At 66.3% G+C, this 18,117-nt stretch carries 22 protein-coding genes; 9 read left to right on the top strand and 13 right to left on the bottom strand.

What is annotated here, in order from left to right; genetic code table 11:
- Window positions 1-31: 31 nt before the first annotated feature.
- Window positions 32-1,903, top strand: coding sequence for a TonB-dependent receptor domain-containing protein (locus AC1TXO_RS02925; RefSeq protein ID WP_486404962.1), 1,872 nt, complete (start codon window positions 32-34; stop codon window positions 1,901-1,903).
- Here AC1TXO_RS02925 and AC1TXO_RS02920 read toward each other — a convergent pair.
- The 11 genes from AC1TXO_RS02920 to nrdR all read right to left on the bottom strand — a co-directional run bounded on the left by AC1TXO_RS02920 (window position 1,881) and on the right by nrdR (window position 10,215).
- Window positions 1,881-2,660: a cobalamin-binding protein gene (locus tag AC1TXO_RS02920; protein WP_486406779.1), complete on the bottom strand. Its 780-nt coding sequence runs from the start codon at window positions 2,658-2,660 to the stop codon at window positions 1,881-1,883. The two genes, AC1TXO_RS02925 and AC1TXO_RS02920, sit on opposite strands and share 23 nt — an antisense overlap.
- A gap of 58 nt (window positions 2,661-2,718) precedes the next feature.
- Window positions 2,719-3,336, bottom strand: coding sequence for a GTP cyclohydrolase II (gene ribA / locus AC1TXO_RS02915; RefSeq protein ID WP_486404961.1), 618 nt, complete (start codon window positions 3,334-3,336; stop codon window positions 2,719-2,721).
- A 150-nt stretch (window positions 3,337-3,486) separates the two neighbouring features.
- Window positions 3,487-4,230 carry a substrate-binding periplasmic protein gene (locus tag AC1TXO_RS02910; protein ID WP_486404960.1) on the bottom strand — a complete coding sequence of 248 codons (744 nt, stop codon included), beginning with the start codon at window positions 4,228-4,230 and terminating at the stop codon, window positions 3,487-3,489.
- A 16-nt stretch (window positions 4,231-4,246) separates the two neighbouring features.
- Window positions 4,247-4,750: a phosphatidylglycerophosphatase A family protein gene (locus AC1TXO_RS02905; protein WP_486404959.1), complete on the bottom strand. Its 504-nt coding sequence runs from the start codon at window positions 4,748-4,750 to the stop codon at window positions 4,247-4,249.
- A complete protein-coding gene (thiL, locus tag AC1TXO_RS02900; RefSeq protein ID WP_486404958.1) occupies window positions 4,747-5,715 on the bottom strand; it encodes a thiamine-phosphate kinase in 969 nt (322 codons plus the stop codon). The genes AC1TXO_RS02905 and thiL overlap by 4 nt, the downstream gene beginning before the upstream one ends.
- 18 nt (window positions 5,716-5,733) lie before the next feature.
- Complete coding sequence (gene nusB / locus AC1TXO_RS02895; RefSeq protein ID WP_486404957.1) at window positions 5,734-6,234, bottom strand: transcription antitermination factor NusB; 501 nt, start codon at window positions 6,232-6,234, stop codon at window positions 5,734-5,736.
- A complete protein-coding gene (ribH, locus tag AC1TXO_RS02890) occupies window positions 6,231-6,707 on the bottom strand; it encodes a 6,7-dimethyl-8-ribityllumazine synthase (RefSeq protein ID WP_486404956.1) in 477 nt (158 codons plus the stop codon). The genes nusB and ribH overlap by 4 nt, the downstream gene beginning before the upstream one ends.
- A 92-nt stretch (window positions 6,708-6,799) precedes the next feature.
- On the bottom strand, window positions 6,800-7,891 hold the full coding sequence (ribBA, locus tag AC1TXO_RS02885) for a bifunctional 3,4-dihydroxy-2-butanone-4-phosphate synthase/GTP cyclohydrolase II (RefSeq protein ID WP_486404955.1): 1,092 nt from the start codon (window positions 7,889-7,891) through the stop codon (window positions 6,800-6,802).
- An 18-nt stretch (window positions 7,892-7,909) separates the two neighbouring features.
- Window positions 7,910-8,575, bottom strand: coding sequence for a riboflavin synthase (locus AC1TXO_RS02880; RefSeq protein WP_054893597.1), 666 nt, complete (start codon window positions 8,573-8,575; stop codon window positions 7,910-7,912).
- 42 nt (window positions 8,576-8,617) lie between these two features.
- Window positions 8,618-9,748, bottom strand: coding sequence for a bifunctional diaminohydroxyphosphoribosylaminopyrimidine deaminase/5-amino-6-(5-phosphoribosylamino)uracil reductase RibD (gene ribD, locus AC1TXO_RS02875; RefSeq protein WP_486404954.1), 1,131 nt, complete (start codon window positions 9,746-9,748; stop codon window positions 8,618-8,620).
- Between the two features lie 2 nt (window positions 9,749-9,750).
- Entirely contained in the window at window positions 9,751-10,215 is a 465-nt protein-coding gene (nrdR, locus tag AC1TXO_RS02870; RefSeq protein ID WP_186669174.1) for a transcriptional regulator NrdR, read from the bottom strand.
- A 107-nt stretch (window positions 10,216-10,322) separates the two neighbouring features.
- Here nrdR and AC1TXO_RS02865 point away from each other — a divergent pair, with 107 nt between their 5' ends.
- From AC1TXO_RS02865 to trxA, 3 genes are read left to right on the top strand one after another with little or no spacing between them, the layout of a single operon-like run.
- Window positions 10,323-10,775, top strand: coding sequence for a hypothetical protein (locus AC1TXO_RS02865; RefSeq protein ID WP_486404953.1), 453 nt, complete (start codon window positions 10,323-10,325; stop codon window positions 10,773-10,775).
- A gap of 1 nt (window position 10,776) precedes the next feature.
- Window positions 10,777-11,436 carry a class I SAM-dependent methyltransferase gene (locus AC1TXO_RS02860; protein ID WP_486404952.1) on the top strand — a complete coding sequence of 220 codons (660 nt, stop codon included), beginning with the start codon at window positions 10,777-10,779 and terminating at the stop codon, window positions 11,434-11,436.
- Window positions 11,437-11,475: 39 nt separating this feature from the next.
- Window positions 11,476-12,363 (top strand): thioredoxin, encoded by an 888-nt coding sequence (gene trxA, locus AC1TXO_RS02855; RefSeq protein ID WP_486404951.1) that lies wholly within the window; start codon window positions 11,476-11,478, stop codon window positions 12,361-12,363.
- Between the two features lie 61 nt (window positions 12,364-12,424).
- Here the strand turns inward: trxA and AC1TXO_RS02850 are convergent, their stop codons facing one another.
- Window positions 12,425-12,766, bottom strand: coding sequence for a hypothetical protein (locus AC1TXO_RS02850; protein ID WP_486404950.1), 342 nt, complete (start codon window positions 12,764-12,766; stop codon window positions 12,425-12,427).
- A gap of 133 nt (window positions 12,767-12,899) precedes the next feature.
- Here AC1TXO_RS02850 and AC1TXO_RS02845 point away from each other — a divergent pair, with 133 nt between their 5' ends.
- From AC1TXO_RS02845 to AC1TXO_RS02825, 5 genes are all read left to right on the top strand, one after another.
- Complete coding sequence (locus tag AC1TXO_RS02845; protein WP_486404949.1) at window positions 12,900-13,484, top strand: DUF2796 domain-containing protein; 585 nt, start codon at window positions 12,900-12,902, stop codon at window positions 13,482-13,484.
- Window positions 13,485-14,195: an ATP-binding cassette domain-containing protein gene (locus AC1TXO_RS02840; protein ID WP_486404948.1), complete on the top strand. Its 711-nt coding sequence runs from the start codon at window positions 13,485-13,487 to the stop codon at window positions 14,193-14,195. It abuts the gene before it with no gap.
- Window positions 14,195-15,460 (top strand): ABC transporter permease, encoded by a 1,266-nt coding sequence (locus AC1TXO_RS02835; RefSeq protein ID WP_486404947.1) that lies wholly within the window; start codon window positions 14,195-14,197, stop codon window positions 15,458-15,460. Before AC1TXO_RS02840 ends, AC1TXO_RS02835 begins: the two co-directional genes overlap by 1 nt.
- 51 nt (window positions 15,461-15,511) lie before the next feature.
- A complete protein-coding gene (locus tag AC1TXO_RS02830) occupies window positions 15,512-16,036 on the top strand; it encodes a DUF3299 domain-containing protein (protein WP_486406778.1) in 525 nt (174 codons plus the stop codon).
- A gap of 110 nt (window positions 16,037-16,146) precedes the next feature.
- Complete coding sequence (locus tag AC1TXO_RS02825; RefSeq protein WP_486404946.1) at window positions 16,147-16,830, top strand: OmpW/AlkL family protein; 684 nt, start codon at window positions 16,147-16,149, stop codon at window positions 16,828-16,830.
- 58 nt (window positions 16,831-16,888) lie between these two features.
- Here the strand turns inward: AC1TXO_RS02825 and AC1TXO_RS02820 are convergent, their stop codons facing one another.
- Window positions 16,889-18,070, bottom strand: coding sequence for an MFS transporter (locus AC1TXO_RS02820; RefSeq protein ID WP_486404945.1), 1,182 nt, complete (start codon window positions 18,068-18,070; stop codon window positions 16,889-16,891).
- Window positions 18,071-18,117 lie beyond the last annotated feature (47 nt).

Raw genomic sequence — 18,117 nt, 5'->3', positions numbered from 1 at the left:
CGACTTGCCCGCGAATGCTATGGTAATGCCGATGAGAATCCTGACCTTCGCACCACTGCTCTGCCTCCCCCTCCCGCTGCTGGCCGCCGAACGCGACGACGCCCTCAAGCTCGCCGACACCCTGATCAGCGCCAACCGCCAGGTCGAATCACGCACGGCCACCAGCGCCGCCAACACCGTGTTCACCCGCGCCGACATCGACCGCCTGCAACCGAGCAGCGTCACCGACCTGCTGAGCCGCGTACCCGGCGTGCAGGTCGCGCCGACCGGCGGCCGTGGCAGCCTGCCGGGCATCTTCATCCGAGGCACCAAGACCGCCCAGAGCCTGGTGCTGGTGGACGGCGTGCGCACCGCCAACGCCACCTCCGGCGACAGTGGCCTGCAGTTTCTCGACGTCGACCAGATCGAGCGCGTCGAAGTGCTTCGCGGCTCGCGCTCGGCGGTGTACGGCAGCGACGCCATCGGCGGGGTGATCCAGGTCTTCACCCGTCGTGCCAGTGGTCCCGGCCTGCAACCACGCCTGCGTCTGGCCGCCGGCAGCAACCAGACCTTCCAGCGCAGCCTCGGCCTGTCCGGTGGCGACGGGCAGACCCGCTTCAACCTCGGTGGCAGCCTCGACGAAACCGCAGGTATCGACTCGACCGGGCCGTCCTTCGAAAGCGATGGCGATCACGACGCCTACCGCAACAAGTCCTTCAACCTGAGCCTGAGCCACACCTTCGGCGAGCGCTTCGAGGCCGGGGTGAACCTGCTCGACAGCCGTGGTCGCAGCGAGTACGACAACCCCTTCGGTCGATTCGACCCGGTCAGCTTCGAGAGTTTCGGCCAGAAGCCCTATACCGACTTCACCGTCAGCAGCCTCGGCACTTACCTGGATGCCCAGCTCAGCGAGCGCTGGCATTCGCGCCTGGAGCTCGGCCACAGCGAGAACCGCGACCGTAAACGCGACAAACTCAGCGACGATGGAAGCGTTTTCAACACCTATCGCGACCAAGTGACCTGGCAGAACGACCTCGCCCTCGATGCGGCCAACAGTCTGTTGCTGGGCGCCGACTGGTACCAGGACCGGGTTCATGGCAGCACCGATTTCAGCGAGGACAGCCGCTACAACCGTGCGGCCTTCATCCAGCATCGCTACAGCGGCGAACGCTTCTCCACCGAACTGGGCATGCGCCGCGACCAGAACCAGCAGTTCGGCGGCCAGACCACCTGGAGCGCCAGCCTGACCCTGCCGCTGAACACCGACAACGACCTGCTGCTGTCATACAGCGAAGGCTTCCGCGCGCCGACCTTCAACGACCTGTACTACCCGCAATACAGCAATCCCGACCTCGATCCTGAGCGCTCCAGGAGCTACGAGCTGCAATGGCGCAGCCAGCTGAGCAGCAGCAGCCGTCTGGAAACCTCGCTGTACCGTACCGACCTGCGCGACGCGATCATCTTCGGCGAAGGTTCGATTCCACGAAATGTCGCCTCGGCACGGATCAACGGCATGGAAATGTCGCTGACCCAGGACTGGGGGCCATGGCGCAGCCAACTCGGTCTCGCACTGATCGATCCGCGCGACCGCGACAGTGGCCACACTCTGGCTCGCCGCGCTCGTCACACCCTGAGCCTGGACCTGGACCGGCAGTTCGACCGTTTCAGCGTGGGCGCCAGCTGGCAGGCGGTGAGCAGCAGCTTCGACGACGAGGCCAATCGCAACAGGCTTGGCGGCCACGCACTGTTGGGCCTGCGCGGCAGTTGGGCAGCCAGCGCGGCGCTGAAGCTCGAGGCCAGGCTGGATAACCTGCTGGACAAGGGTTACAGCCGGGCACTCTACAGCTACGAGGGCAACGACCACGGCTACCGCGAGGAAGGTCGCACCTGGCTGCTGAGCCTTACCTGGACGCCGGAGCTTTAGCCTCAAGCAGGGCACACAGGCGCGCCGTAGCCTCGATCATCTGTCCGCTGGGGCGTTCCAGGCCCTTGTCGGGGACCACCAGCAGACGCCCGCCTGCGACAGCGCTAAGCTTTGGCCAGGCCCTCCAGCTGCCCAACTGCGCAGCGTCCCCGGCCAGTATCACCTCGGGATCGCGCGCCAGCACCGACTCGACGCTCACCTGTGGCGCGGGCTGCACCAGGTCGGCAAAGACATTGCGCGCACCGCAGGCAGCCAGCGCGTCGCTCACCACCTGACGGCCACCCAAGGTATAGAGCGGCTGATCCCACACCTGATAGAACACCTTGAGCGGCTGATCGCGGTGATAACGCTCGCGCAGGTGCGCCAGGCGCCTGCGCAAGCCGTCTGCGTAGCGCTGCCCCTGCTCGGCGCGCCCCAGGCGCACGGCGATGGCCTGGATCTGCTCGATCAACTGGTCAAGGTCGTGGGGTTCGCTGCTGAAGGTGGCGATGCCCAGTTGCCGCAGCTGATCGCGCTGGGCTGGGGGAACGCTGCCGGGCCAGAGCAGCAACAGGTCGGGCTTGAGCGCCAGCAGGCGCTCCATGTCCAGTTGCCCATAGCGCCCGACCGATGGCAGGTGCTCGAGACGCTGCGGGCGCTCGCCGCTCTCGAGCAGGCCCACCAGCAGGTCTTCAGCCTCAAGCTCCAGGACGATCTCGGTCATCGAAGGCCCGAGGCTGACCACACGCGGGCCGGCCTCGGCCAGCGTGGCAACCATCAGCAACAGGCCCAGCCACAAGGCACGGCTCAAGGCATACGCCTCACCGGGCCTGACGTCATGCCTGCGGGACTTCGCCCTGGTGGCGGTTGCCCATCATGTGACCGAGCTTGTCGGCCTTGGTCGCCAGATACAGGCGGTTGTGCGGGTTGTGGCCGGTATGCAGCGGCACGCGCTCGGCAACCACGATATTCATGTCGGTCAGCGCCTTGACCTTGCGCGGGTTGTTGGTCATCAGGCGCAGCGACTTGACGCCCAGGTGCTCGAGCATCGGCAGGCACATGGCGTAGTCCCGCTGGTCGGCGGCAAAGCCCAGGCGCTCGTTGGCCTCGACGGTATCGGCACCGCCGTCCTGCAGTTCATAGGCGCGGATCTTGTTCAACAGGCCGATGCCACGACCCTCCTGGCGCAGGTACAGCAGCACGCCACGGCCTTCGCGAGCGATGGCCTGCAGCGCGGCCTCCAGTTGCGAGCCGCAGTCGCAACGCTGGCTGAACAGCGCATCGCCGGTCAGGCATTCGGAGTGCAGACGCCCCAGCACCGGCTCGCCATCGGCAATATCACCCAGGCTGAGCACCACATGCTCGCGGCCGGTGGCTTCGTCGAGAAAGCCATGCATGGTGAATGTCGCAAAAGGCGTGGGGAGTTTGGAGGCGGCAACAAAGACGACGGGCACGTTGTGCTCCTGATAAGTAGGAAATTTCAATGGGCTAGATTGTATCAGCAGCCCGACAGCCATGGGCACGCGGAATATCGAGGCTTAAGATCGAAAGGTTCGATGCTTAGGCCCGCCAGATGCCCCTGCAGGAGCACGATATGTCGGCGATCAATGCGGCTGGCTGTCGGAAGCGAACGGGTACGGCTGCTTCCAGTGCTCGAAGATCGCCCTCAGCTCGCCACTGCGCACCAGCTTTGCCATGCGCTGGTCGAACAGGTCGCGCAGCGCCTTGCCCTGCTCACTGCGGGTGAAGGCCAGGTACAGCGGCAGTTCGGCGATGTGGGTACGGCGGAAATCCTGCGGCTTGCTGGCCTGGTGCAGCACGTAGTCCACTTCCGTTTCGGCATCGATGTAGAAATCCACCCGATCATGCTCGAGCATCGGCAGGATGCCCTCGCGGCGCTGGATCTCGCGGTACTCACGCACGTTGGGCAGGTAACCGTCGTAGCCATAGCCACGCACCCAGGCCAGGCGATACTCGCCGACGCTGTTCAGCGTTGGCACCGGTTTGCTCGCCAGGCCCAGGGCGTAGATATGATCCAGATCGAAGTGCCAGCGCGGGTAGAGGTTGTCGTCGTTCTCGTTCTTGTAAGAACCGACCCAGGCATCGGCCTCGCCCCGCTTGACCAGCCCGACCGCCCGGCTGTAGGGCGCGCTCTGCGTCACCACCTTCACGCCGGCCGGCTCGAACACCTTGCGCAGCACATCCCAGGCGACCCCGGTGCCGTCGGCGTTGGTGTAGTCGATCCACTCTTCACTGACCAGCCGCACCTGCCTGGGCAGGTCGGTGGCCCCGGCACCCCAGGGCAGGAAAGTCAGCATCAGCGCCAGCAGCGCAGTCCGTATGGCCATCGACCCGCTCCCTGTATCAGGCAAACGCCCAAACCAGCACTTGCATGCCCAGCCAGGCAAACACGCCTGCCAGGATATCGTCGAGCATGATGCCGACACCGCCATGCACGTGGCGATCGATCCAGCGGATCGGCCAGGGCTTGAGGATGTCGAAGAAGCGGAACATCAGGAACCCTGCCAGCAGCCACTGCCAACCTTCGGGCACCAGCCAGAGGGTGATCCACATGCCGACCATCTCGTCCCAGACGATGCCTTCATGATCGTGCACGCGCAAGTCGTTCGCCACCTTGCCGCACAGCCAGAAGCCAAACAGCATGGTGATGCCCAGCAGCAGCCAGTAGCCCCAGTCCGGCAGCATCTGCCACAGCGGAATGAACGGCAGCGCCACCAGCGAGCCCCAGGTGCCCGGGGCCTTGGGCAGGGTGCCGGAGCCGAAGCCGAAGGCGATGAAGTGCCACGGATTGCGCCAGACCGAAGGCGGAACGAACTCCGCAGGCACCTGATTGGGGTGGTCGGTCACGGTGTCTCCCTGAAATGTTGATAGCCCCGTTGCGTCGGGGTGATGTCATGGCCCTGGCGGTCCCGCAGGATGACGCCCTGTCCGTCGAGGACGCGGCCGATGACATGGACATGAATGAAGCCCGGCAGCTGCAATGCCTCAAGCTGCGCGGACGGAATCGTGAAGGCCAGCACGTAGTCGTCGCCGCCGGTCAGCGCCGCATGCTCGGCGGCGTCGCGCCCGAGAAAAGCCTCCAGCTCGGTAGATACCGGAACCTGGTGCCGGTTCACTTCGAGGGCGACACCCGAGGCCCGGGCGATATGGCCGCAGTCGGCAAGCAGGCCATCGGAGATGTCCAGCGCCGCCGTGGCCCGACCGCGCAGCAACTGGCCCAGTGTCAGTTGCGGCATCGGCGACCAGTAATGGGCGAGCAGCGCCTGGGCCTGCTCGACCGGCGCCTGGCGCTCGCCCAGCACCAGCGGCAGAGCGCCCGCCGCGTTGCCCAGGTTGCCACCGACACACAGCAGGTCGCCCGGCCTGGCACCATCGCGACGCAGGGCCTGCCCGGCCGGAACCCGGCCAAACACGGTGACGGTGATGCTCAGAGGGCCACGGGTGGTGTCGCCGCCGATCAGGCTCATGCGGCAACGGTGCGCCATGCGCCCGAGGCCTTCGGCATAGGCTTGCAGCCAGTCGGCGCTGAACTCGGGCAAGGTCAGCGCCAGGGTGAAGCCGATGGCGCTCGCGCCCATGGCGGCCAGGTCGCTCGCGGCCACGGCCAGCGAGCGCTGGCCGAGCAGCCCGGGATCGCAATCCAGCGGGAAGTGTACGCCAGCGACCAGCGTATCGGTGGACACCGCCAACTGCTCGCCAGCCGGCAGCGCCAGCAGGGCGCAATCGTCGCCGATCCCCAGGGCCACACCCTCGCCACCCTGCGCACAGGGCGCGGCGGCAAAGAAGTGGCGGATCAGCTCGAACTCACCCATGACTGGTCAGCGCCGCGATCAGCGCTTGTTGGCCTTGACTTCGGCTTCGCGCAGGGCGGGCGCGAGCTTGTCGAGCACACCGTTGACGAACTTGTGGCCATCAGTGGCGCCGAAGACCTTGGCCAGTTCCACGCCTTCGTTGATCACCACGCGGTACGGAACGTCGACGCGCTTGATGAACTCCCAGGTGGACAGGCGCAGCACGGCCAGCTCGACCGGATCGAGTTCGTCCAGGGCCAGGTCCATGCAAGGCTTGAGCGCGCCGTCGATTTCGCCCTTGATCGCCGGAACGCCATGGAGGATTTCGCGGAAATAGGCACCGTCGACATCGGAGAAATCGTTATCGACCCGGAATTGAGCCTCGATCTCGTTCAGCGAATGCTGCGCCATGTGCCACTGGTAGAGCGCTTGCGTGGCGAGCTTGCGGGCTTCGCGGCGCTTGGCGCTCTTGGAGGGCTTGCCGGCATCCGCAGGTTTTGGATCGCGCGGGTTGAAACGATCGCTGTCGTCGCTAATCACTTGGCCTCCAACTGCGCCAGCAGGCTGACCATTTCCAAGGCGGACAGGGCAGCTTCGGCACCTTTGTTACCGGCCTTGGTGCCGGAACGCTCGATGGCTTGCTCGATGGAGTCGACGGTCAGCACGCCGAACGATACCGGAACGCCGAACTCCATGGACACCTGGGCCAGGCCCTTGGTGCATTCACCCGCGACGTATTCGAAGTGCGGGGTACCGCCACGAATCACTGCACCCAGGGCGATGATTGCGCTGTAGGCGCCTTGCTGGGCGACTTTCTGCGCGACCAGCGGGATCTCGAAGGCACCCGGGGCACGGATGATGGTGATGTCGCTTTCGCTGACGCCATGGCGAACCAGGGCATCGACTGCACCGCTCACCAGGCTTTCGACGACGAAGCTGTTGAAGCGGCCAACCACCAAAGCATAGCGACCTTTGGGGGCGATGAAGGTACCTTCGATGGTCTTCAGGGTCATTCCGGTATTCTCATATTAAAGAGCGAGGCCGCACCGGGCGGCCTTCGGGAGGGTTCGGACACGAGCGCCAGGACAATGCTGGCGCACCTGTGTCACTCGGAGGGCACGTATTCTACAACTTCCAGATCGAATCCGGATATCGCGTTGAACTTCATCGGCGAGCTCATCAGGCGCATCTTGCGCACACCGAGGTCGCGCAGGATCTGCGAACCGGCACCGACGGTGCTGTAGGTGCTCGGCACCTTGGCCTGCACATCGCCCGCGCTTTCGCGGATGTGCGCCAGCAGCACGTCGCCGTCCAGCGGGTGGCCCAGCAGCAGCACCACGCCGCTGCCGGCCTCGGCCACCGCGTTCATGGCCGCGCGCAGGCTCCAGCGGCCCGGCTGCTTGACCATCAGCAGGTCGCGCAGCGGGTCCATGTTGTGCACCCGCACGAGCGTCGGCTCTTCGGCGCAGATCTTGCCCAGCGTCAGCGCCATATGCACGTCGCCTTCCACCGAATCGCGGTAGGTGACCAGGTTGAACTGGCCCAGCTCGCTGTCCAGCGGCTGCTCGGAGACGCGCTGCACGGTGCGCTCGTGGATCATGCGGTAGTGGATCAGGTCGGCGATGGTGCCGATCTTGAGATTGTGCTCGGCAGCGAACACTTCCAGCTCGGCGCGGCGCGACATGGTGCCGTCGTCGTTCATCACTTCGCAGATGACCCCGCTCGGCTCGAAACCGGCCATGCGCGCCAGGTCGCAGGCGGCTTCGGTGTGGCCGGCACGGGCCAGGGTGCCGCCTGGCTGGGCCATCAGCGGGAAGATGTGGCCAGGGCTGACGATGTCTTCGGCCTTGGCGTCCTTCGCTGCGGCAGCCTGCACGGTGCGGGCGCGGTCGGCGGCGGAGATGCCGGTGGTGACGCCTTCGGCGGCCTCGATCGACACCGTGAACTTGGTGCCGAAGCCCGAACCGTTGCGCGGCGCCATCAGCGGCAGCTTGAGCGTTTCGCAGCGCTCGCGGGTCATCGGCATGCAGATCAGGCCACGGGCATGCTTGGCCATGAAGTTGATGTGCTCGGGCAGGCAGCACTCGGCTGCCATGATGATATCGCCTTCGTTCTCGCGGTCTTCGTCATCCATGAGGATGACCATTTTGCCCTGGCGGATGTCTTCGACCAGTTCTTCGATGCTGTTGAGCGCCACGCGGCACCCCCTTCTCAATCAGGATTTCAAGAAGCCGTTGGCGGCCAGGAAGCTTTCGGTGATGCCACTGCCTTTGCTCGGCTCGGCGGCCTTGTCGCCCAGCAGCAGACGCTCCAGGTAACGGGCCAGCAGGTCGACCTCAAGGTTGACCCGACGACCTGCACGGTAGTCGGCCATGATGGTTTCGGACAGGGTGTGCGGGACGATGGTCAGCTCGAATTCGGCGCCATCGACCTCGTTGACCGTCAGGCTGGTGCCGTCGACGGTGATCGAGCCCTTGTGGGCGATGTACTTGGCCAGCTCTTTCGGGGCGCGCACGCGGAACTGGATGGCGCGGGCGTTATCGCTGCGCGAGACGATCTCGCCGACGCCGTCGACGTGGCCGCTGACCAGGTGACCACCCAGGCGGGTGGTGGGGGTCAGGGCCTTTTCCAGGTTGACCCGACTGCCGCTCTTGAGCTCGACCATGGCGGTGCGCTTGAGGGTCTCGACGCTGACGTCGGCCCAGAAACCGTCGCCGGGGAGCTCCACGGCGGTCAGGCACACGCCGTTGACCGCGATGCTGTCGCCGAGCTTGACGTCGCCCAGGTCGAGCTTGCCGGTCTCGACGTAGACGCGCACGTCACCGCCCTTGGGGGTCATGCTGCGGATGGTGCCGATGGATTCGATGATGCCGGTGAACATGCTGTTCTCCTCAGGTACGGGCTGCGCGAGGCTAGCCCGGCATTATACGCCGGGCGCGGGCAAGGGGATGGCAGTGACTCGCCAGTCATCGCCCACGGCGCGCATTTCGATGATCTTCAGTCGTGGCGCCTGGTCCATGGTCTCCAGCGGCCAGTCCAGCAACGGACGGGCCCGGGAGCCGAGGAAGGTACCGGCGACGAACAGCTGGTACTCGTCGATCAGGCCCTGGCGTGCGAGCGCACCGACCAGCCCGGCGCCGGCTTCGACCAGCACTTCGCTGGCACCGCGCTCGGCCAGCAGGCGCAGCAGCGCGGGCAAGTCCACCTGGCCATCGCTGCCGGGCAGCACCAGCAGTTCGTGGCCGGCGGCGGCGTAGCGCGGGTCTGGCGCGGCGGCGGTGACCACCAGCGCCGGGCCGGCCTGGAAGAACGGCGCGTCCAGCGGCAGGCGCAGGCGGCCATCGACCAGCACGCGCAGCGGCGAGCGCGACAGGGCCAGAGCGGTGGTCTGCTCGTCCAGGCCAAGCTCGGCGGCGCGCACGGTCATGCGGGCGTTGTCGGCCAGCACGCTCTGCGCGCTGGTCAGGATCACGCTGGAACGGGCACGCAGGCGTTGAACCGCCGAGCGTGCGGCAGGGCCGGTGATCCACTGGCTCTCGCCGCTGGCCATGGCGGTGCGGCCGTCCAGGCTCATCGCCAGCTTGGCGCGAACGAACGGCAGCCCATGTTCCATGCGCTTGAGAAAGCCCGGATTGAGCGCACGGCCTTCGGCTTCGAGGACACCACTGGTGACCTCGATGCCCGCCTCGGCCAGCCTGCGCAGGCCACGCCCGGCCACTTGCGGGTTGGGGTCCTGCACTGCCACCACGACCCGCGCCACGCCAGCCTTGACCAGCGCCTCGGCGCACGGCGGCGTGCGGCCATGATGGCTGCACGGCTCGAGGGTGACATAGGCGCAGGCGCCGCGAGCGCGTTCACCGGCCTCGCGCAGGGCGTGCACTTCGGCATGCGGCTCGCCGGCACGCACGTGCCAGCCCTCGCCGACCACTTCGCCGTCGCGAACGATCACGCAGCCTACGCGTGGGTTGGGGTGGGTGCTGTACAGGCCGTTGCGGGCCAGTTGCAGGGCCCGGGCCATGTAGTGGGCGTCAAGGATCGCGGTCTGGCTGGACATGCTTACTCTTTGGCTGGCTCGCGGGCCAGGCGGTCGATTTCTTCACGGAATTCGTCGAGGTCCTGGAAGCGCCGGTACACCGAGGCGAAACGGATGTAGGCCACTTCGTCGAGCTTGCGCAGCTCGGACATCACCAGCTCACCGACCACCAGCGACTTCACTTCGCGCTCGCCGGTGGCGCGCAGGCGGCTCTTGATATGCGCCAGCGCCGCTTCCAGGCGCTCGACGCTGACCGGACGCTTCTCCAGCGCCCGCTGCATGCCGGCGCGCAGTTTGTCTTCGTCGAAGGGCTGGCGCGTGCCGTCCTGCTTGATCAGCCGGGGCAGGACCAGTTCGGCGGTCTCGAAGGTGGTGAAACGCTCGCCGCAGGCAACGCATTCGCGGCGGCGGCGGACCTGTTCGCCCTCGGCGACCAGTCGCGAATCGATGACCTTGGTGTCGTTGGCACCGCAAAAGGGACAGTGCATGGTGGCAGGCAACAAAAAAAGGGAGGGCCATGGTAGCGCATCCCACTGGCAAGACAAGCCAAAGGGGTTACCATCCAGAGAAATCTGCCCGTGAAGGATTACCCCACATGCACCACAGAGCCCTCGTCGTCCTGTGCCTGGCCGGCCTGCTCGCCGCCTGCGGCAGTGACCGGCCGAAGACCGAACAGCCCGCGCCAGCCCCGGCGCCCAAGGTGGTCAGGAAGATCGACGAGCCAGGCCCGCTGCCGGCCTACCAGCGCGAACTGAGCGGCACCCTGCTGGAAATCCCCGCTGGCGCCGAGGTCGAGCTGGCCCTGCTGGTGATCGACGAACGTGGCCGCCCGCAGCGCCTGCTGGCCAGCAGCGACCTGACCGGTACCGGCCAGGCCCTGCCCTACCACCTGCGCTTCAACCCCGAGGCCTTCCCGGCCGGCGCGCGCGTAGAGCTGCGTGGCCGTGCCAGCCGCTCCGGCCAGCTGATCATGCACCTGCCGCCGCAGCGCATCGTCCAGGCCCAGACCCAGGCCACCGGCCCGCTGCGTTTCGAGAAGGCGCCATAACGTGACCCCGCTGCACCTGCAACAGGCCCTCAGCGGCCTGATCGGCGAAGCGCGGCTGGTCGTCAGCGAACTACCGGGCTGCGACCTCACACTGTGGCTGATCGACGCCGGGAACATGGACCGCGCCTTCAGCCCCGACGAGACCCGACGCATCCTCGACGAGCCACCCTACTGGAGCTTCTGCTGGGCCAGCGGGCTGGCCATGGCCCGCTACCTGGCCCAGCACCCCGAGTGGGTACGCGGCAAGCGCGTGCTGGACTTCGGCGCCGGCTCCGGGATAGCCGGCATCGCCGCAGCCCGTGCCGGTGCACGCGAGGTGGTCGCCTGCGACCTCGATCCGCTGGCCCTGGAGGCCTGCCGCGCCAACGCTGCGCTCAACGGCGTGACGCTGGGCTACAGCGAGGATTTTTTCGCCGAAGCCGACCGCTTCGACCTGATCCTGGTCGCCGACGTGCTGTACGACCGCGCCAACCTGCCGCTGCTCGACGCCTTCCTGAGTCGTGGCCGCCAGGCACTGGTCGCCGACTCGCGGGTGCGCGACTTCAGCCACCCGCTCTATCGCCCGCTCGGCGTACTCGACGCCCTGACCCTGCCAGACCTGGCCGAGCCGCACGAATTCCGCCGGGTCAGCCTGTACCACGCCAGCCGCGAGCCTTTATAGTGGTGTCATTCCGAATTTGCGAAAGCTGCGAGAGTTGCGATGAGCCAAGCTTCCTCTAACACCGCCACGCCCTACATCTTCGATGCCACCGATGCGAATTTTCAGCAACTGGTGATCGAGAACTCCTTCCACAAGCCCGTGCTGGTGGACTTCTGGGCCGAATGGTGCGCGCCCTGCAAGGCGCTGATGCCCCTGCTGGCCAAGATCGCCGAGGGCTACCAGGGCGAACTGCTGCTGGCCAAGATCAACTGCGATGTCGAGCAACAGGTGGTGGCCCAGTTCGGCATCCGCAGCCTGCCGACCGTAGTGCTGTTCAAGGATGGCCAGCCGGTCGACGGCTTTGCCGGTGCCCAGCCGGAGTCGGCCATCCGCGCCATGCTCGAGCCTCACGTGCAGATGCCTGCGGCACCGACCGCCTCGCCGCTGGAGCAAGCCAAGGCGCTGTTCGCCGAGAGCCGTTTCAGCGAAGCCGAAGCCCAGCTGCAGGCGCTGCTCGGTGAAGACAACAGCAATGCCGAGGCACTGATCTACTACGGCCGCTGCCTGGCCGAACGCGGCGACCTCGATGGCGCGCAGCAGGTACTGGACGCGGTCAAGAGCGACGAGCACAAGGCGGCGCTGGCCGGCGCCAAGGCCCAGCTGACCTTCCTGCGCCAGGCCGCCAGCCTGCCGGAAGCCGCCGAGCTCAAGAGCCGCCTGGCGCAGAACCCGCAGGATGACGAATCTGCCTACCAGCTGTGCATCCAGCAACTGGCGCGCCAGCAGTACGAAGCCGCGCTGGACGGGCTGCTGAAGCTGTTCCAGCGCAACCGTGCCTACGACAACGGCTTGCCGCAGAAGGCCATGCTGCAGGTGTTCGACCTGCTCGGCGGCGACCATCCGCTGGTGGGCGTGTACCGCCGTCGGTTGTCTTCGGCGATGTTCTAGGCCCCAGGCTGCCGCCACCTCCTACAGGAGGTGGCATCCAGCCATACACCGACTTCGGCAACTACCCTACCCAGCGATACACCGGTGCATCCGCCCCGCTTTCCACCTTCACTTCACTGCTGTGGCGCAACCGCACCAGCAGCCGCTTGCCTGCCGCGACACTGCCGGCCAATCCTTCCAGGCGCTCCAGCAATTCCGGCCCGCTGAGCTGTCCGGCCTGACGCAACACCTCGCGCGCTGCCGACCACTGGCCATCGTCCTGCCGCGCAGGCGCTGGCGCACTCGCCTGCTCGACCACAGCCGGCGCCTCTTCGAGCCTGCGCCCGAGCTGGGCCCACTCCGCCGGCTCCAGCTCGATGGTCAGGTCCACCGGCCAATCGCCGATCTGTCCTCGGATTCTCACGCTGCCTTCCTTCAATCGCGAATCAATAGCCTTCATGCTCCCACGACATGAAACCTGCGCCAAGCGTCTGGCATCCACGAGAAAAGTTGTTATAACATTACCAAATCTTTCCCGCCCGCCTTCGGAGTCGTCCATGCGCCGCCTGCTCCTCGCCCTGCCCTTCGCCCTGCTGCCCCTGGCTGTCGCCCAGGCCCATGATGACCATGACCATGCCCACGGCACCCTGCCTGCCCATGAGCACGGCGTCGCGCGCCTGAACGTCGGCCTGGACGGCAACACCCTGGAGCTGGCCCTGGAAAGCCCGGCCATGAACCTGGTCGGCTTCGAGCACATGCCCGGCAGCGATGCCGACAAGGCCAAGGTCGAGGCGGTGCGCAAGCAGCTGGAACAACCGCTCAAGCTGTTCGGCCTGGCCAGCGCGGCTGGCTGCAAGGAAGACCAGCAGGATCTGGAAAGCCCGCTGTTCGGCGACGATCCCGCCGCCAAGGATGACGATGGCGACGACGACCATGACCACAAGGGGCATGAACACCAGCACAGCGAAATCCACGCGCACTACCAGCTGACCTGCGCGACCCCGGCCAAGCTGACCCAGATCGACCTGTCGCCGCTGTACAAGGCTTACCCGCAAACCCAGAAGATCAACGTGCAACTGGTCGGCCCGAACGGCCAGAAGGGCTTCGAAAGCACTCCGGCCAAGGCCGTGGTCGCATTCTGAATGAGCCAGCCGCTGATCGAGCTGCATGACCTGGTGTTTGCCTGGCCGGGTCAGCCGCCATTGCTGAACATCCCGCAGTTACGCCTCGAGGCCGGTGAGGCGCTGTTCCTCAAAGGCCCAAGCGGCAGCGGCAAGACCACCCTGCTCGGCCTGCTGGGCGGGGTCAACCTGCCCGGCCAGGGCCAGGTGCGCCTGCTCGGGCAGAACCTGGCCGAGCTCGGCCAGGGTGCCCGCGACCGCTTCCGTGTCGACCACACCGGGTACATCTTCCAGCAGTTCAACCTGCTGCCGTTTCTCTCGGTGCAGGAGAACGTCGAGTTGCCCTGCCGCTTCTCGCGCAGCCGCGCCGAGCGCGCCGCGCAGCGTCACGGCAGCATCCACCAGGCCGCCGCGCAGTTGCTCACCCACCTGGGCCTGGGCGATTCCGAACTGTTGGCCCGGCGCGCCGATACCCTGTCGATCGGCCAGCAGCAACGGGTCGCCGCGGCACGCGCGCTGATCGGCCAGCCCGAACTGGTGATCGCCGACGAGCCGACCTCCGCGCTCGATGCCGACACCCGCGAAGTGTTCATCCGCCTGCTGTTCGACGAATGCCGCGCCGCAGGCTCCAGCCTGCTGTTCGTCAGCCATGACCAGAGCCTGGCGCCCCTGTTCGACCGCGACCTGTCGCTGGCCGAACTCAACCGCGCCGCCAAGCCCCGGGAGGCCTGATGTACCTGCTCCGTCTAGCCCTGGCCAGCCTGGCCAACCGCCGTTTCACCGCGTTTCTCACCGCCTTCGCCATCGCCCTGTCGGTGTGCCTGCTGCTGGCCGTGGAACGCGTGCGCACCGAAGCCCGCGCCAGCTTCGCCAACACCATCAGCGGTACCGACCTGATCGTCGGGGCGCGCTCGGGTTCGGTGAACCTGCTGCTGTACTCGGTGTTTCGTATCGGCAACGCCACCAACAACATCCGCTGGGACAGCTTCGAGCACTACGCCAAGGACCCGCGGGTCAAGTGGGCGATCCCGATCTCACTGGGCGACTCGCACCGCGGCTACCGGGTGATGGGCACCAACAGCGACTATTTCACCCATTACCAGTACGGCCGCCAGCAGCACCTGCAACTGAGCCAGGGCCGTCAGTTCGCCAGCGATCCGTTCGAGGTGGTGCTCGGCGCCGAGGTGGCCGAGGCGCTGCACTACAAGCTCGGCGACACCCTGGTGCTGGCCCACGGCATCGCCACCATCAGCCTGGTCAAGCACGACGACAAACCCTTCACCGTGGTCGGCATCCTGCAGCGCACCGGCACCCCGGTGGACCGCACCCTGCACATCAGCCTGGCAGGAATGGAGGCCATCCATGTCGACTGGCAGAACGGCGTGCCGGCCCGCGGCGCCGGGCGCATCAGCGCCGACCAGGCGCGCACCATGGACCTGCGCCCGACAGCCATCACCGCGTTCATGCTGGGCCTGAACAGCAAGATCGCCACCTTCAGCGTGCAGCGCGAGATCAACGAGTTCCGCAGCGAGCCGCTGCTGGCGATCCTGCCGGGCGTGGCCCTGCAAGAGCTGTGGGGGATGATGGGGATCGCCGAGCAGGCGTTGTTCGTGGTGTCGCTGTTCGTGGTGCTGACCGGTCTGATCGGCATGCTCACGGCGATTCTCACCAGCCTCAACGAACGGCGACGCGAGATGGCTATCCTGCGCTCGGTGGGCGCACGACCCTGGCATATCGCCGGGCTGCTGGTGCTCGAGGCGCTGGCCCTGGCGCTCAGCGGTATAGTTGCCGGGCTGGGATTGCTCTACGGGGGGATCGCTCTGGCCCAGGACGCGGTACAGTCCAGCTATGGGCTGTTCCTGCCCCTGGCCTGGCCAAGCCCGCACGAATGGACCCTGCTGGCGATCATCCTCGGCGCAGCCCTGCTGATGGGCAGCGTGCCGGCCTGGCGTGCCTACCGGCAGTCGTTGGCCGATGGCCTGTCGATTCACCTCTGAGAGCTTGTCATGTCGATCCCTGTGGGAGCGGGCTTGCCCGCGAAGAAAGCACTGCAGATCCTCCTGCTGTTGCTGCTGGTGCTGATCATTCCCGCCTGGGCGGACGAGCCGCGCGAGCTGGACTGGCCGGCACTGATCCCCGAGGGCGCTCCGGTCATCCCGCCACAGCTCACGCCGCTGCACGATCTGTCGCAGATGGGCAGTTCCCTGGGTGACGCGCTGGCGGCCGAGTCGGCCCCGGCTGCTCGCCAGCAGGCACCCGATGCGCCGGTGGTCAAGGCGCTGGACGGTCAGCAGGTCAAGCTGCCCGGCTATATCGTGCCGCTGGAGGTCAGCGAGGAAGGTCGCACCACCGAGTTTCTCCTGGTGCCCTACTACGGCGCCTGCATCCACGTGCCGCCACCGCCGTCCAACCAGATCGTGCACATCTTCAGCGAGATGGGCGTGCGCGTCGAAGACCTCTACCAGCCCTACTGGATCGAAGGGCGGATGCAGGTCAAGAACACCAGCAGCGAGCTGGCCGATGCCGGTTACCAGATGGAAGCCGAGAAAATCTACGCGTATGAGCTGAAATGAGCACTGTGTCACCCGCGTGAAGCCCGCTTCGTTGAGCTGAGTCAAACAATGCGTTTGGACGGCTCCTTACCATTGGACTACTCGATTACTCACGTCCTTTGGGAGCTTCCATGAACAAGACATTGCTCGGTGCCTCGCTCGTCGCGATGGCGCTCGCTGCCCCCGTTGCCCACGCCCACCAGGCAGGCGATTTCATCATGCGTGCCGGCGCCATCACCACCGCCCCGAACGAGCGCAGCGGCGACCTCAAGCTCGACGGTGCCAAGGTTTCCGGGACCAAGGCCACCCTCGACAGCGACACCCAGCTGGGCCTGACCTTCGCCTACATGCTCACCGACCACATCGGCATCGAGCTGCTCGCCGCCACCCCGTTCAAGCACACCGTGGGCGTCAAGGGCCTGGGCGGAGGCCTGGACGGCAAGCTGGCCGACATCAAGCAACTGCCACCGACCCTGTCGCTGCAGTACTACCCGATGGAAGCGTCGTCGAAGTTCCAGCCCTATGCCGGTATCGGCATCAACTACACGCTGTTCTTCGATGAAGACCTCAGCAGCGCCCGCAAGCAGCAGGGCTTCAGCAACATGAAGGTGCAGGACTCCATCGGCCTGGCCGGGCAGTTGGGCATGGACTACATGCTGACCGACAACCTGCTGGTCAATGCCGCGGTCTGGTACGTCGATATCGACACCAAGGCCACCATCGACGGCCCGAGCGCGCTGGGCGTGGGCAAGACCAAGGTCAACCTCGAAGTCGACCCATGGGTCTACATGGTGGGCATCGGCTACAAGTTCTGACACGTCTCTCCCTCAGGCACCGCCGCACCCACAAGTGCGGCAGGTCTGTGGCAGTGGGTCAGTCCTGTTGCTGCAGCCACCACCAATACCCCCACGCCAACGCGCTGACTCCAGCCCCCAACCCACACACCGCACCCCACCCCCATTCGCCGTAGACCCAGCTCGCCGTCACCGCCCCCGCCCCACTACCCACCGAATAGCAGCACATGTACGCGCCAATCAGACGACTGGCCATCTCTGCTCGCCCCGCCAGCAGCAGGCTCTGGTTAGTCACATGCACCGCCTGCACGGCCAGGTCCAGCATCACCACACCGGCCACCAGCGCCAGCAGCGACTGCCCGACGAACAGGCTCGGCAACCACGAGAGTGTCAGCAGCCCCAGCGCCAGCCCCGTGGTGCGCTGCCCCAGGCCGCGATCGGCCAGGCGCCCGGCACGCGATGCGGCAAGGGCTCCGGCGACACCGGCCAGGCCGAACAGGCCAATCTGGGTGTGGGTCAACTGCAGCTCACTCAACGGCAGTACCATGCTGCTCCACAGCACGCTGAACGCGGCAAAGATCAGCAACGCGAACACACCCCGCTGGCGCAACAGCCGGTCATCACGCAGCAGCAGCGCCATCGAGCGCAGCAACGCCAGGTAACGTTGACGCTGCCCTAAGGGCCGTGCAGCGGGCATACGCCAGCCGAGCAGCACAACCATCAGCAGCGCCAACCCGGCAGCAGCGAAATAAACCCCTCGCCAGCCCGCCAGATCAGCCACGACCCCCGCCACCAGCCGCGCCAGCAAAATGCCCAGCACGATGCCGCTGGTAACCGTCCCCACTACCTGGCCCTGCTGCACCGGTGTCGCCAGGGTGGCCGCCTGGGCGACCATCAACTGCACCACCACGGCCATCAGCCCGACCATGCCCATGGCCACCAACAGCGCCGCCCAATGCTGGGCCAGGCCGACCGCGACCAGCGCCAATGCCGATAGCAGCAACTGCGTGAGGATCAAGCGCTTGCGGTCGAGCAGGTCGCCCAACGGCACGATCAGCAGCAATCCCAGTGCATAGCCTGCCTGGGTTGCGCCGACCACCCAGCCGACCTGACGATCCGGCACGCCCATGCTCCGGGCCATGGACTCCAGCAGCGGCTGGGCGCAGTACACCGTGGCCACCGCCAGTGCGCAGGCTGTGGCCAGCAGCAGGGTCAGGCCGCGGGTGAGCTGGAACGACGATACATCGTGGGCAGATGACATGCAGGCTCCTGACAATCTGGTTTCAAAATAAAACCACAGTCTGGATT

The sequence above is a fragment of the Pseudomonas sp. FA117 genome, assembly GCF_057370475.1.
The sequence above is the reverse complement of the archived record's forward strand: the minus strand, read 5'-3'. Positions and strand labels throughout refer to the sequence as shown.